This window comes from Pseudomonas promysalinigenes, from assembly GCF_014269025.2.
GTDB lineage: Bacteria > Pseudomonadota > Gammaproteobacteria > Pseudomonadales > Pseudomonadaceae > Aquipseudomonas > Aquipseudomonas promysalinigenes.
Genome location: NZ_CP077094.1, coordinates 4441140 through 4455792, shown reverse-complemented (window position 1 = coordinate 4455792; position 14653 = coordinate 4441140). Strand labels below are relative to the sequence as shown.

The window sequence follows — 14653 nt, the reverse complement described above, 5'->3', positions numbered from 1 at the left end:
CGCATCAGTTGCCTTTCACAGCGTAATCAGGGCGCTTGTCGTTGCCCGGAATGAACGGGCTCCATGGCTGTGCCCGCAGTGGTTGCTCGGTCTCCCAGACCACGCTGAACTGCCCGTCATCCTGGATCTCGCCGATCATCACCGGCTTGTGCAGGTGGTGGTTGGTCTTGTCCATGGTCAGGGTGAAGCCCGACGGCGCCTTGAAGGTCTGCCCGGCCAACGCCTCGCGTACCTTGTCGACATCGGTCGACTTAGCTTTTTCAGCAGCCTGGGCCCACATATGGATGCCCACGTAAGTGGCTTCCATCGGGTCGTTGGTTACCGCTTTGTCGGCGCCGGGCAGGCCTTTGGCCTTGGCGTAGGCTTTCCAGTCGGCGACGAACTTCTGATTGACAGGGTTATCCACCGACTCGAAGTAGTTCCAGGCTGCCAGATGCCCAACCAGCGGTTTTGTGTCGATGCCTCGCAGCTCTTCTTCACCAACCGAGAACGCCACCACCGGCACATCGGTGGCCTTCAGGCCCTGGTTGGCCAGCTCTTTGTAGAACGGCACGTTGGAGTCGCCGTTGACCGTGGAGATCACTGCCGTCTTGCCGCCTGCGGAGAACTTCTTGATGTTGGCGACGATGGTCTGGTAATCGGCGTGGCCGAACGGGGTGTAAACCTCTTCGATGTCCTTGTCGGCCACGCCCTTGCTGTGCAGGAAGGCGCGCAGGATCTTGTTGGTGGTGCGCGGGTAGACGTAGTCGGTGCCCAGCAGGAAGAAGCGCTTGGCGCTGCCGCCGTCTTCGCTCATCAGGTACTCGACCGCTGGAATGGCCTGCTGGTTGGGCGCTGCCCCGGTGTAGAACACGTTCGGCGACATCTCTTCGCCTTCGTACTGCACGGGGTAGAACAACAGGCCGTTGAGCTCCTCGAACACCGGCAGCACGGACTTGCGCGAGACCGAGGTCCAGCAGCCGAACACCACCGCGACCTTATCCTGGGTCAGCAGTTGGCGACTCTTCTCAGCGAACAGTGGCCAGTTGGAGGCCGGGTCGACCACCACCGGCTCCAACATCTTGCCGTTCACACCACCCTTGGCATTGATCTGGTCGATGGTCATCAACGCCATGTCCTTGAGCGAGGTTTCAGAAATCGCCATGGTCCCGGACAGCGAATGCAGGATGCCGACCTTGATGGTCTCGGCGGCCTGGATACTCCAGCTCAAGCCCATCGCCGCAATCGATGCGCTGAGGGTGAATGCCTTGATCAGACTGCGACGCTTCATGTGCTCTCTCCGCTAGGTTTCTTATGTGTTGGGCAAGCGGGAAGGGGCTTTGCAAGGGGTGTGCCGAGTGGCGGAAGTTGCATGGCAGACGGGTTGTGCGAGGTGGTGGGGCGTTTTGGCGGCCCAGCATGGTGCCTGCTGCAATCGTTCGCACAATAGTGGGGCTTGCTGCCTGAAGAGTTGTACCCGCGAACTATCTAAGCTAAATGCAGCATGAGTTTGTCGCGACGGATAGACCTGACATTTTTGCCAGTAGCCAATGGGTATAGCAGCCTCCTATCGTGTTACGCACAATCCCTTCAATACAAGGAGTGGGCGCAATGGGTAGGCCATCGGTAATTCTCACAGCGGTATCCATTGTTGCGGCGGCGGGTTGCGCACAGTATGTACAAAGCGCTGAGTCGTCTCTGAGTGGTGTTGTAGCTAGCGCAATCGATGCGCAGACATTAGGTGATCATGTCTTCACCCGCGTTAACCTGGAGCAGACTACTCAGGGTTACCTGATCGAGAGTGGCAACCTTTCTATTGCAGGTGAGAAGGTTGATGGATCGCTTGTGGCAGTCAAAGGCCTCGATGGCGCCGTGACGGCCATTGTCGACCGGCCTGGCAAGCGCGGTATCTTACTTATTGATAAAGCCGGCAAGCAGCGTTTTTTACCTGAGTCTGCTTATGATTATTTGAAGTCTGATACTGTGGTGGGCGCGGTGGTTCCGCACACCGATGTAAAGACGCCCAGTAATAATGACGTTATAGATGTGGTGACGCAGTTTTCTGTAAAAGCGGTAACAGTGCTTTTGAGTGATCCTGTCGCATTTTCACTCGCGCAGCTGGAGACGGCTAATCTGGGCTTGCGTAATTCAGAGGTGGAAGGGGTTCGTTTGAATTTGGCAGGTATTCGTTTCAGCCCGAATGATTACCCTGTCGATGGCCCTGGCCTCAACGACTTGAGGGACGAAGTGCGCCCTTTACGTGGCCTTTATCACAATGACATTTTCGTGGGTTACTCCGATAATGCACCTTATGCGGGTATGGCGTACGCGCCAGGAGATGTAAGTATCAACGGGATTCATTATCCGCTTGCTTTCCGGCACGAAGTTGGGCACAACGCAGGCGGTGATCACTGCAACGACGCCGGTAAAGATAACTACAAATTCGGCTACGACAACGGCTCGGGAAGCAATACATTCCTATGCGGTAACAACGTTCCTTATTACTCCAACACCCGTGTGCGTATTGACGGCAAACCGTTAGGTGACGCGCGCACGGCGGATATGGCCAGGCTCTGGCGGGAGCAGTCGGGAAGAATGAGTGGGTATCAACCTGCGTTCGATGGGTATCGCTTGGTCTATGCCGACTTCCAGTCAGCCGATCTGCTTATAGACACCACTGGGTCTGGCAGGACGCACATAGGTGTTGTCGCGCTGTCAAACGATGAAGGGCCGACTACCCTGGTTGATGGTGGTGAGGGTGAAACTCTGCTCACGGCGACTTTGAAAGACGCCGAAGGTCGCGAACATGCGGTGAAGTTCCGGGCAACCCGGCAAGTGATTGGCTGTACAGCGAGCACTTTCATGAATAGTTATAGGCTCTGTGGTAACGATGATGCAGGATCGATCACGCTGAAACTTCACCGTATTTACAAGGACAATGGCTCACTGCCCAGAGGTGTGTACAACGGCACCTTGCAGCTGAAGGTACTGGATCATGATGATCCAACTTGGTCGAGGGACATTCTGGTCAGCTTGGCTGTGAACAAGCTTCTTTAACTTGAGTCACTCACCTGTTGTGCGAAGGCGCTTTAGCGCCTTGCACCAATAGGTGAGTGAGTTATGTTGCGTAAGGGCAGCAAGTACCCGGCTTGATCAGCCGTTACGCACCGTGCTACGAGGGGAGCGTTTGCCACGAAGGAACTGGTAAGTCACCGCCAGCAACAGGAACCATAACGGCGTGACCACCAACGCCGAGCGGGTATCGGCCTCCAGGCTCAGCAGCACCAGAATGAATGCGAAGAACGCCAGGCACACGTAGCACATCAAGCGCCCGCCCGGCATCTTGTAGGTCGAGGCCTGGTGCAGCGCGTCGCGATGCTTGCGGTACTTCAGATACGACAGCAGGATCAGCGTCCAGACGAACATGAACAGCACCGCTGACACCGTGGTCACCAAGGTGAACGCCTCGATCACATTCGGCACCAGGTAGATCAGCACCGCGCCCAGCAACAGGCAGATGCAGGAGAAGTAAAGGCCGTTAGCTGGCACCGAGCGGCTTGAAAGTTTCTCGAATGCCTTTGGCGCATCGCCTTCCTGGGACAAACCGTAGAGCATGCGGCTGGTGGAGAACACGCCGCTGTTGGCCGAGGAGGCGGCCGAGGTCAGTACCACGAAATTGATGATGCTCGCCGCCGCGGGCAGGCCGGCCAACACGAACAGCTCCACGAACGGGCTCTTGCCCGGCACCACGTCGCGCCATGGGGTTACCGCCATGATCGCGACCAGTGCCAGCACGTAGAACACGATGATTCGCACCGGGATCGAGTTGATCGCCCGTGGCAGGGTGCGCTCAGGGTTCTTCGCTTCAGCAGCCGTGGTGCCTACCAATTCGATGCCGACGAAGGCGAACACGGCGATCTGGAAGCCTGCGAAGAAGCCCATCAGGCCATTGGGGAACATGCCGCCGTCGTTCCACAGGTTGGCCAGTTGTGCTGTGCGCCCGCTTGGCGAAGTGAACCCGGTAATGACCATGTACAGGCCGGTAGCCACAAGGCCGAGAATGGCGACGATCTTGATCAGGGCGAACCAGAACTCCAGTTCGCCAAACATTTTCACCGTCACCAGGTTCAGCGACAGCAGCACGGCGACGCAGGTCAGCGCCGGTATCCACTGCGGCAGGTCGGGGAACCAGAATTGCGTGTAGGCGGCGATGGCCACCACGTCGGCGATGCCGGTCACCACCCAGCAGAACCAATAGGTCCAGCCGGTGAAATAGCCGGCCCAAGGGCCGAGCAGGTCGGCGGAGAAGTCGATGAACGATTTGTAGTTGAGGTTCGACAGCAGCAGTTCGCCCATGGCGCGCATGACGAAGAACAGCATGAAGCCGATGATCATGTAGACGAAAATGATCGACGGCCCGGCCAGGCTGATGGTCTTGCCCGAACCCATGAACAGGCCAGTACCGATGGCGCCGCCGATGGCGATCAGTTGAATGTGTCGATTGGTCAGGTTGCGCTGCAGATGCTGGTCATCTGGCGTGGTTGGTGAGGTTTGCGTCATCAAGCGGCATTCCCTTGGAAGGACAGTCTTCTTGTCAGAGGTAGCCGGCTAGGCTAACACGCTCGTGCCAGATTGGTGCGCGACAGATCGACTCGACTTTTGCGTAGCAGGCATGCCTGCTGTACTGGCCTGTTCGCGGGTGAACCCACGAACAGGCCGGACTGCCTCAGGCGCTGACCAGCGCTCGGCGGCGCTTCACCGCCAGGCTGTCCAACACCCACATCACCATCATTGACACGCCCACCAGGGGGAACATCACCCCCAGCACCAGCATTACCCCCACCGCCGCTTTCCAGCGCGGCAGGTCATGGCGCAGCGGCGGTACGCCCAGCCCACCCTGTGGCCGGCGCTTCCACCACATCACCAATCCGCTCACCGAGCCCAGCAGGATCATCAGGCAAACCAGCAGGATGATGACCTGGTTCAGCGGCCCGAACATCTTGCCTTCGTGCAGCATCACGCCCAGTTCGGTAGCTCGGGCTACCGGGCTATAGTCGTGCCAGCGCACATCGGCCAAAACCTTGCCGGTGTACTGGTCCACATGCAGGGTGGCGTCGTTGCGCGGGTCGTCGGCGAATACGGCGATCGTATACACCCCCTGCGCCGTGGTCGGCGCGGTGATGCTGTAGCCCGGCGTTACCTGGCGTGCCGTGGCGATGTCCTGCACTTGCTGCAGGCTCACCTGGGGTGCAGCCGGTCCACTGTCCATCATGTGATGCCCGGCATGTTCGGCATGGGCGCCGGACTGCGGCATCGGCGTGTTTTCCATCGCCCACGGCACGGTCTGGCGGTGCGCGCTGTTCAGCTCGCGGGCCTGTTGGTCGGATTTGGGCACGTCATTCCACATGGCTGCCGGGAAGCGATTCCACAGGTCGGCGTACTGTTTGCCCCACAGGCCGGTCCAGGTCATGCCGCTGATCAGCATCAGCAACAACAGGGCGGAGCCCCAGAACCCCGTGACCGCATGCAGGTCACGCCAGAACAGACGGCCCTTGGCAGCCAGGCGTGGCCATAGCACGCCTGCGCCACTGCGCCCGCGGGGCCACCACAAGTACAGCCCCGACACCACCAGCACGATGCCCCAGCCAGCGGCCAGCTCCACCAGGCGGTCACCGACCGTACCGACCATCAGCTCGCCGTGCAGGGCGCGGGCGATGGCTTGCAGGTTCTGCTTGGCGTCCTGTTCGCCCAGGAGCTTGCCGCTGTAGGGGTCGATGAACACGTTCAGCTCTCGGCCTGCATCGTGTACCACGAACTGAGCGCTGCGCTTGGCATCGATCGGCGGCAGGTACTGGCCGACATGGCCATTGGGGTAGGCTTGGCGGACTTCGGCAAGCAAAGCGTCGGCGCTTTGTTGGTGGTGGCCCTGTTCGACCACCATCAGGTCACGGTACATCAGCGGGTCCAGCTGCGGCTTGAACAGGTAGATGATCCCGGTGATCGCCAGCAGAATCATGAAGGGGGCCACGAACAGCCCTGCATAAAAATGCCATCGCCAGGCCAGGTTGTAGAAAGTGATGCGCGTTCCTCTCATGGGAACCTCCTGTTTGACCAGCATGTGGGCGCAACCGATGCTGCGCCCGTCGTTGTTGTCAGAAGCTGAAATCGACCTTGGTCCAGAAGGTCCTGCCCGGCTCGTTGACCGGCTGTGGGTCACTGGCCGGGTAGCCAAACCCGGCATTCCCGGCCAGGTTCAGATGCTCGGCGTAGGTTTTGTCGAACAGATTGTCGACCCCCGCGCTGAGCTTGAGGTTGTGATTGACCTTGTAGGCGCCGTTGAGCGAGAACACGCCGAAGCCTGCGCTTTTGTCGTAGTCCTTGCCTACCACGTTGCCCTGGTTCTGGGCGATGCGGTTCTGCGCCGCCGCCAGGCGCCACAAGGCACCGGCGCTCCAGCTGTCGCGGCTGTAGGTCAGCCCCAGGCGACTTTCCAGCGGCGGCATTTGCGGCAATGCCTTGCCGTCGCTGCTGTTCTTGCCCCAGGCATAGGCCACAGTGGCATCGGCCTTCCAGCGATCACTGAGTTTGTAGGCCGCGCCCAGCTCGCCGCCCATGATGCGGGCGTCGACATTCTGCGCCTGGGTGCTGCTCATGCCCATCATCGCGCTGCGGTAGTCGAACAGGATGTAGTCACGAATCTGGCCGACGTAGCCCGATGCCCAGGCTTCCAGGCGCTCGCCGCGGTACTGGATACCGAAGTCGAGCTGGGTGGTCTTCTCTGGCTTGATGCTGTCGAAGGCATTGACCGCGCCTGCCGGGCCTTGATCGGGAGAGAACAGCTCCCAATAGTCGGGGAAGCGCTGGGCGTGGCCCAGGCCAATGTACGTGGTCGCCGCCAGGGCTGCCAGGTCATGCTCATAGCGCACGAAGCCACTGGGCAAGGTATCGGCACGGGTGTTGCCGTTGGTGGCGCTGTCGTCACGAAAGTCCCGCGCCGTGGCACGGTCCAGGCGGGCGCCGGTGATCAGCCGATCGTCACCGGTGGCGTACCAGGTCAGCTCGGCAAAGGCACCGTAATTGTGGAAGTCGGCGTCCTTGGTCCATGGCTCGCTCCTGTAGGTGTCGACACCCATGGCGCTGCGCGCACGGTGCTCATTGGTCTGCGCGTCGATGCCGCTGATCAGCTGCACGTCAGCCCAGCGCCAGGTGGCCTTGATACGTGCGCCCAAGGTGCGGCGATCCACTGCAGCGGCCATGGGGCCTGCCATCATGCCGGTACCTGAGGGGGTACGCAGGCTGTAGTTGTCCATCACATGGTCGGCGTAGTTGTAGTAGACCTGCGCCTCGACCTTGTCGAGCACCTCGCCGATGTTGGACTTCTCAAAGCGCAGGCCCAGGCTTTCGCGCTTGAATTGCGCGCCGTCCATGCCCCGCCCGGCATAACGCGCCTCGCCGTCACCCTTACCGGCGGTGAGTTCGAGCAAGGTGTCCTGGTCGGGCGTCCAGCCCAGGGTGACGTCGCCGTTCCACTTTTCCCAGCGCGACGGCACGGTGTCGCCATTGCCGTCTTGGTAATCGTCCGAGCGCGACTGGTTGCCAATCAAGCGTGCGTAGCCCTGGCTATTGCCGGCGGCAGCGTCGAGCACCTTGTCGAAGCGGCCATTGGACCCGGCCAGCAAGCTGGCATTGACCCGGCTGCCAAGGGTGCCGAACTTCTCCGGCTCACGCTCAAAGAGCACCGTGCCGGCCGAGCCCCCCGGCCCCCAGATCACGCTTTGCGGGCCTTTGATCACAGTCAGGCGGTCGTAGGTTTCCGGGGCGATGTAGGAGGTGGGGGCATCCATACGGTTGGGGCAGGCGCCGAGCATTACACCGCCGTTGGTGAGAATGTTCAGGCGTGAGCCGAACATGCCACGCAGTACCGGGTCGCCATTGGTGCCACCGGCGCGGATCGCTGAAAAGCCTGGGATGGTTTTCAGGTAATCGGCGCCATCGCTGGCCGGCACCGGCTGGCGCGGATCTTTGGGGTTGGTGACCACGGTCAGTGGCGAGCTTGGCGCGATGGCAGTGATCACCGTAGGGCTCAGCTCGGCTTCGTTGGCCTCGGGGCCAAGGTCGCTGGCCAGGGCCATGGGGGCAAGCAGCGAGCCGCATAACGCGGCGAACGTACCGCGCAGGGCGGGTGGAAAGACACGGGTGCAGCCAGACATAGTGATTCCAGTCGATCAGTCATGAGGGGGGCCGAAGCCTTGTGGCTCCGCGCGATAGCAATGGATTCAGACGCTGATCGAAAGGGGCGGCGCGCGGCTACGCGCACCGGGGAAAATCGCCTGCCGGGCATGCCCCAAACGCGTGGTAGTCAGGGTATGCGTGGCAGGGACTGCGCTGGCCACGCCCAGTGGGCTGAGGGCCTGCGGCAGGGCGGGGCAGTTGAACAGCAGGCTGCAATAGCCGCACTTCTCCCACGTCACATGCAACTGGCCATCGTTGCCGTGGCCGTGATGGCCGTCGCTGCCATGGGCGTGGGCCGCAGGCATGGCCATGTCCATCGGCATGCTCATGTCGGCGTGGTGGTCCATCGGCATCGCCTGGGAAATAAGCGGGCCGATGAAAATCATCCACATGGCGAACAGGCTCAGCCAGCCGCCACCGACGCGCCTGCTAGCAGGGCGGGTGGTACGGCTGCGGCTGTTACGCGGCAGGCTCATGTGGGTCAGTGCCTGTGAGCGGGTGTCAGTGCGTGTGTTCGTGGGCCTGGTCCGCTGGCGCCTGCTTCTGTACGGCTACCTCCACGGTAATGTCGCCAGCCTTCTGGAAGTGCAGGGTCAGCGGGAAGCGCTTGCCGTCGCTGAGCAGGCTGCGGTCCTTGGGCTGCATGAGCATCACGTGGTAGGCGCTTGGGGCGAAGACCAGATCCTTGCCGGCGGGCACCACCACGCTGCTGACCTGTTGCATCTTCATGGCGCCGCTGGCGCTCATGGCATGTTCGTGCAGTTGCGCGTCATCGCTGATCGGGCTGTCGACGCTCAGCAAGCGGTCATCGGCTTTGCCGTTGTTGTGCACGACAAAGTAGGCGGCGACGTTGGGCGCGTTCGGCGGCAGTTGCAGCGACCAGGGGTGAGCGATGTGCAGGTCGCCAACGGTGTATTCATGGGCATTGGCGTAGACGCCCGGCAGCAGCAGGGCAGCCAGTACGAGAGCTTGCTTGAGCATGGTGGTTCTCCGATCTGTTCAGGTTCAGGCACACAGCATGATGAACTCAGACCAGGGGAGAGGCACGGGGATTGAGCGCAGGCCAGAGCTGGCGAGGCGTGGGCCGGTAGTCGCGCAGTGTCGGCGCAAGCCTGCTCAGCGAACTGGGCGGGTTGTGCAGTTGTGGCGGATAACCCGGCAGGGCCAACAGCGGGGCGGCGCCTGAGCAGCACCAGCAGTGCTGCATGTTGGAGTGCTGATCGCCTTGGCTACCGAGGTCGATCTTGGCCAGGGCCTGGACATCGACCTTGGCCTTGCCGGCCATGCTGGAACAGAAAGCCCCCCACAGCAGTTGCTCTGCCGGGCCCTTGGGCGCAGCAGCAGACAACGGCATGGCCAGCAGGTTGAACAGCACTGCAAGGCAGGCGATCCAGGCAATGTGCCGACGTGGGGGCATGGAGAGATCCGGTCAGGAATCGTGGCGGCTATTGTACGGCGCAGTATAGGTAAAAAAGCCGGGGTGCGGTGAAGTGACGCAGCCGGGGGCTGCAAAGCCGCCCCCGCCTGGCTCAGGCCTTGGTGCGGCCCATCAAGCCCCGCACCGTCTCTTGCAAATCCGCTGGCAATACCACCAGCTTCGCATTGTTGCTGCTGGCCAGGTTCTCCATGGCCCCAACATAGCGCTCGCCAAGCAGGTACATGGCCGGTACGGTTTCGTTGCCTACCGCTTCCTTGACCAGCGAGATCGCACGGGCCGAGGCTTCTGCCAGGTTGATCTGCGCTTCGGCATCCAGTTTGGCCGACTGCAGCCGCGCCTCGGCCTCAAGGATCGCCGCCTGCTTGGCACCCTCAGCCCGGGTCACGTCGGCCTTACGCTCACGCTCGGCGGCGGCCTGGCGCTCCATGGCCAACTGCATGTTCTGGGACGGTTTGATGTCTTGAATTTCCACCGAGCGCACGGTCACACCCCAGTCTTCGGTCTGCTCGGACATCGCTTCACGCAACCGGGCCTTGATCTGCTCACGGCTGGAGAGCGCTTCGTCCAGGTCCATCGCACCGACGATCGCGCGCAGCGAAGTCATGGTCAGGCTGGTGACGGCGAACGAGAAGTCCTGCACGCCATAGGAGGCTTTCTGCGGGTCGACCACCTTGGCGAAACACAGGGCGTTGGCGACGATGACTGCATTGTCACGGGTGATGATTTCCTGCTCCTGCACGTCGAGGATGATGTCCTTGGTCGGCAGACGATAGGCGACGACGTCCATGTACGGGATGACGATGTTCAGCCCAGGCTTGAGGGTGTTGTGGTAGCGGCCAAGGCGTTCGACGATCCATTCCTCGCCCTGGGGGACGATCCGCACCCCTTTGAACACGGTGATCAGGACGAACACGGCGAGGGCGCCGACGACGATGAGACTGGTCATGATGAAAACTTCCTGTTGTTTGCCAATTCAGGCCCGGATCACCCGGGCAATGTTGCCTTCGATGGCGACGAGCCGTACACGCTCGCCGGCTGCGATGTCGCTGTCGGCGACGCAGGTCCATTCCTCGTTGCCCAGCAGTGGCTTCTGGAAACGCACGCGGCCTTTCTGGAAAGGGGAGACACTGCCGGTCAGCAGCCCGACTTCACCGATCACGCTGTCGGCAGTCCAGCGCACGTCCGGTTGCTTGCGCTTGAACAGTTTGAACCAAAGGTAGGTTGTGACCGAGGAGAGCAGCACCCACAGCAACCCTTGCATGTCCAGCTGCAAGCCTGGAGCGGCCAGGGCGATGAGCGATACCAGCACCGCGCCGATGCCGAACCAGAGGATGAAGAACGTGGGCAGGACCAGTTCGAGCAGGATCAGGCCGATGCCGAAGACCAGCCAGATCCACCATTGCATTTCCATATGAGGGGCGCCTTCCATAGAGGAGGACAGAGTCTAAATCGCTCAGTGGGCGAATGGCCACCCGAAGGTTCTTGATTGTATTGTTGTCGATTAGGGCGTGATCAGTAGGAAATTTCGCTGCGTTAGGCCTGGCCTGTAGGACTCACCAGCCAGTCTTCATTACGCAAACCAGGAACGCGTTGAAATTCACGCACGTTGTTGGTTACGAGCACCAACCCCCGAGCGCGGGCATGCCCCGCTATCAGCTAGTCGAATGGACCGATCGGTGTACCAGCCCGCGCCAGTTCTGCACGTAATTGCCCGCTGTGCTCCGCGGCTTGGCTGTCGTAATCGAGCACTTCCAGGCGGGCTGCGAAGCCTTCCATTATCGAAAGGTTGTGCTCTGGTTGGGTTGACTTCTCTGCGCCGTATATCAGTTCTGGCTGCGGTTACTTTTGAAGACTGCACCTTGCTCCATGATGGGCCTTCTTGGAAGCAGCGAACTGTGACTGAAGTTAAAACGCAGAGCGTATATGTCAAAGGGATATACGCTCTCATGGCATTTCAAGCATCTCTTTGATCTTGGCCTGCAGCAGGCTCGCATGGGTGAACTCAAGGTCTACCTTTGCTAACGAGGGGCGTTTCAGGATCAGCACTGGCACTCCATGCTCCCTGGCCACCTCAAGCTTCGGCTCGGTCGCCACGCTGCCGCTGTTCTTGCTCACCAGCACATCGATGCGCCGCCTTTGGAACAGTGCCCGCTCGTCTTCGATCTGAAACGGCCCGCGCGCGCCGATCACCTCGCAGCGCTCATTGCCAGGGCAGGCTTCCAGCGCCCGCAGAGTCCAGAACTGCTCCGGCGGAATCTCCTCAAGATGCTGCAGCGGCTCGCGCCCGAGGGTGAACAGTGGCCGCCGAAACGGCTTGAGCGCCTCGATCAGCCCGGCCCAGTCATCCACCTCGCGCCAGTCGTCCCCTGGCTGTGCCTGCCAGGCCGAGCGGCGCAAGGCCCAACACGGGATGCCAACGGCTTGCGCGGCGCTGGCCGCGTTATGGCTGATCTGCGCGGCATAAGGGTGCGTGGCATCGATCAACAAGGTGATACCCGCTTCACGCAGGTAAGTGGCCAGGCCTTGTGCGCCACCATAGCCACCAACCCTTACCTGGCACGTAAGGTCCTGGGGCACACGCCCGACACCGGCCAGGCTATAGATGTGCTCGGGGCCGAGCTGGCGGGCGATGGCCAACGCTTCTGTGACGCCGCCGAGCAGTAGGATGCGCTGGCTCATTGCACACCAGCCTTGCCGACCACGCCGCCCTGGCGATCGATGGCGAACACTTCCACTTGCACCTGTGCCGGCACCACGCTGCGAGCGAAGGTCAGCGCGTGATCGCACACCGCATCGCCCAGGGCAATGCCGGCGGTGTGTGCCAGGGCCAAGGCTTGCTGGCTGGTGTTGGCCGAAATGATGGCTGCCTGCAGCTCTGCGTCGGCGCCGATGTCTGCAGCCCAGCCGGCCAGCTGCGGCAGGTCGATGCTCGAATGACGGCTGTGCAGGTCCATGTGGCCTGCCGCCAGCTTGCTGATTTTGCCAAAGCCTCCACACAGGGTGAGGCGTGGCACGGGTACTTTGCGTAAGTGTTTGAGCACGGCGCCGACGAAGTCGCCCATCTCGATCAAGGCGATTTCGGGCAGTTGGTAGATTCGGCGCATGGTGTCTTCACTGGCATTGCCGGTGCAGGCAGCGATATGGGTGTAGCCGTTGGTATGGGCGACATCGATGCCTTGGTGGATGGAGGCGATATACGCCGAGCAGGAGAACGGCCGGACGATGCCGCTGGTACCCAGAATCGACAGGCCGCCAAGAATGCCCAGGCGCGGGTTCATGGTCTTGAGCGCCAGTGCCTCGCCCCCTTGTACGTTGACGGTAACCTCGAAACCGCCCTGGTAGCCGCACTCCTCGGCCAACTGCTGCAAGTGCTCGCTGATCATCCGCCGCGGCACAGGGTTGATGGCAGGCTCCCCCACCGCTAGCACCAGGCCTGGGCGGGTGACGGTCCCGACGCCTTCTCCGGCCATGAAGCGTATGCCAGGTCGCGTCTGCAAGCGGATCTGGCTGTAGAGCAGGGCGCCGTGGGTGACGTCAGGGTCATCGCCGGCATCCTTTAGCGTGCCCGCTTCGGCGCGCTCCCCTAACAGCCGGCAGAACTCCAAGCGCATCTGTACCACCTTGCCCTTGGGCAACGTGATGCTGACTGCATCGTGGCTTTGCCCGGTCAGCAGCAGCCTGGCCGCCGCCAGGCTGGTGGCAGTGGCGCAGCTGCCGGTGGTCAGGCCGCTGCGCAACGGGGCGGGCTGTTCGCGGGTTTCTTCACGCATCGAGGGGCTTCACCACGTCGAGCAAGGTGATCGGCAAAGCCTGGCGCCAGGTGTCGAAGTTGCCCAACGGTTGCGCCTGGGCGATGTGGATACGGGTCAGCTCACCGCCGTGCCGTTCACGAAAATGCGCCAAGGCCAGTTCGCTTTGCAGGGTGACCGCATTGGCCACCAGCCGCCCGCCAGGGCGCAGACGTTCCCAGCACAACGCCAGTACGCCGTCGCGGGTGACGCCGCCGCCAATGAAGATGGCATCCGGGCGTTCCAGCTCGGCAAGGGCTTCGGGGGCCTTACCACGGACCAATTGCAACCCAGGCACTCCCAACGCATCACGGTTGTATTCAATGAAGCCCTGGCGCCCCTCATCGGCTTCGATGGCCAGGGCCCTGCAGGCTGGGTGGGCACGCATCCATTCGATGCCGATCGAACCGCAGCCGGCGCCGACGTCCCACAGCAGCTCGCCCGGCTGTGGCCCCAGGCGTGCCAAGGTGATGGCGCGTACGTCACGCTTGGTCAGTTGGCCATCGTGGCGAAAGGCACTGTCCGCCAGCCCGGCCACACGGGGCAGGCGCATGGCAGCGGGGCTGGCCAGGCATTCGATGGCTACCAGGTTGAGCGCGGCCACTTCGCTGCCCGGCCAGTCATCGGCGGTGCCGTGCAGGTGGCGCTCGGCCTCGCCACCCAAGTGCTCCAGCACGTGCAGGCGACTAGGCCCGAAACCGCGCTCACGCAACTGCGCGGCGATGGCCGCTGGGCTGCTGCCATCATTGCTCAATACCAACAGACGCTGGCCGCTGTGCAGGTGGGCATTGAGCGCTGCCAGGGGGCGTGCCACCACCGACACCACCTGAACGTCCTGCAATGGCCAGCCCAGGCGCGCTGCGGCCAGCGCACAGGAAGAGGGCATGGACAGCACCTGCATCTGCGCAGCCGGCACCTGCCGCGCCAGGCTGGCGCCAACGCCGAAGAACATCGGGTCGCCGCTGGCCAGCACGCAAACTGGCTCACCGCGTAGGGCCAGCACTGGGGCCAGAGAGAAGGGTGTGGGCCAGTCCTGCCGTTGTGCGCTGATGCAGCGCGGCAGGAGGGCCAGCTGGCGTGGACTGCCGATGATCCGCGAGGCGCCCATCAGGGCGCGCCGGGCTTGTTTGCCCAGGCCGCTGAAGCCGTCTTCGCCGATACCTACTACTGTCAGCCAGGGGGTCATGTGTCTCATTCCGCCATTTTTTGGGGCCGC

The 14653-nt window shown here is 61.9% G+C and carries 13 protein-coding genes and 1 pseudogene; 1 reads left to right on the top strand and 13 read right to left on the bottom strand.

Annotated features, from left to right (window positions below; translation table 11 throughout):
• Positions 1–4 precede the first annotated feature (4 nt).
• A complete protein-coding gene (urtA, locus tag HU725_RS20225) occupies positions 5–1270 on the bottom strand; it encodes an urea ABC transporter substrate-binding protein (RefSeq protein ID WP_186476406.1) in 1266 nt (421 codons plus the stop codon).
• A 320-nt stretch (positions 1271–1590) separates the two neighbouring features.
• Here urtA and HU725_RS20220 point away from each other — a divergent pair, with 320 nt between their 5' ends.
• Entirely contained in the window at positions 1591–3036 is a 1446-nt protein-coding gene (locus HU725_RS20220; protein ID WP_186476407.1) for a hypothetical protein, read from the top strand.
• A gap of 96 nt (positions 3037–3132) precedes the next feature.
• Here the strand turns inward: HU725_RS20220 and cycA are convergent, their stop codons facing one another.
• From cycA to cbiE, 12 genes and pseudogenes are all read right to left on the bottom strand, one after another.
• Positions 3133–4539, bottom strand: coding sequence for a D-serine/D-alanine/glycine transporter (gene cycA, locus HU725_RS20215; protein ID WP_186476408.1), 1407 nt, complete (start codon positions 4537–4539; stop codon positions 3133–3135).
• A 166-nt stretch (positions 4540–4705) separates the two neighbouring features.
• Positions 4706–6073, bottom strand: a complete 1368-nt coding sequence (locus tag HU725_RS20210) for a PepSY-associated TM helix domain-containing protein (RefSeq protein WP_186476409.1) — start codon at positions 6071–6073, stop codon at positions 4706–4708.
• A gap of 58 nt (positions 6074–6131) precedes the next feature.
• Positions 6132–8189 (bottom strand): TonB-dependent copper receptor, encoded by a 2058-nt coding sequence (locus tag HU725_RS20205; RefSeq protein ID WP_186476410.1) that lies wholly within the window; start codon positions 8187–8189, stop codon positions 6132–6134.
• Positions 8190–8255: 66 nt separating this feature from the next.
• Positions 8256–8687, bottom strand: a complete 432-nt coding sequence (locus tag HU725_RS20200; protein ID WP_186476411.1) for a DUF2946 domain-containing protein — start codon at positions 8685–8687, stop codon at positions 8256–8258.
• Between the two features lie 25 nt (positions 8688–8712).
• On the bottom strand, positions 8713–9192 hold the full coding sequence (locus HU725_RS20195) for a copper chaperone PCu(A)C (protein WP_186476412.1): 480 nt from the start codon (positions 9190–9192) through the stop codon (positions 8713–8715).
• Positions 9193–9238: 46 nt separating this feature from the next.
• Positions 9239–9628, bottom strand: coding sequence for a DUF2946 domain-containing protein (locus HU725_RS20190; protein ID WP_186476413.1), 390 nt, complete (start codon positions 9626–9628; stop codon positions 9239–9241).
• Between the two features lie 112 nt (positions 9629–9740).
• On the bottom strand, positions 9741–10595 hold the full coding sequence (locus tag HU725_RS20185; RefSeq protein WP_060477907.1) for an SPFH domain-containing protein: 855 nt from the start codon (positions 10593–10595) through the stop codon (positions 9741–9743).
• A gap of 27 nt (positions 10596–10622) precedes the next feature.
• Complete coding sequence (locus tag HU725_RS20180; RefSeq protein ID WP_060477906.1) at positions 10623–11060, bottom strand: NfeD family protein; 438 nt, start codon at positions 11058–11060, stop codon at positions 10623–10625.
• A 122-nt stretch (positions 11061–11182) separates the two neighbouring features.
• A pseudogene (gene vapC, locus HU725_RS20175) lies at positions 11183–11479 on the bottom strand (tRNA(fMet)-specific endonuclease VapC); the annotation flags it as partial.
• Positions 11480–11593: 114 nt separating this feature from the next.
• Positions 11594–12328, bottom strand: coding sequence for a cobalt-precorrin-6A reductase (locus tag HU725_RS20170; RefSeq protein ID WP_186476414.1), 735 nt, complete (start codon positions 12326–12328; stop codon positions 11594–11596).
• Positions 12325–13419 carry a cobalt-precorrin-5B (C(1))-methyltransferase gene (locus HU725_RS20165; RefSeq protein ID WP_186476415.1) on the bottom strand — a complete coding sequence of 365 codons (1095 nt, stop codon included), beginning with the start codon at positions 13417–13419 and terminating at the stop codon, positions 12325–12327. The genes HU725_RS20170 and HU725_RS20165 overlap by 4 nt, the downstream gene beginning before the upstream one ends.
• Positions 13412–14623 carry a precorrin-6y C5,15-methyltransferase (decarboxylating) subunit CbiE gene (cbiE, locus tag HU725_RS20160; RefSeq protein WP_186476416.1) on the bottom strand — a complete coding sequence of 404 codons (1212 nt, stop codon included), beginning with the start codon at positions 14621–14623 and terminating at the stop codon, positions 13412–13414. Before cbiE ends, HU725_RS20165 begins: the two co-directional genes overlap by 8 nt.
• Between the last annotated feature and the right edge of the window lie 30 nt (positions 14624–14653).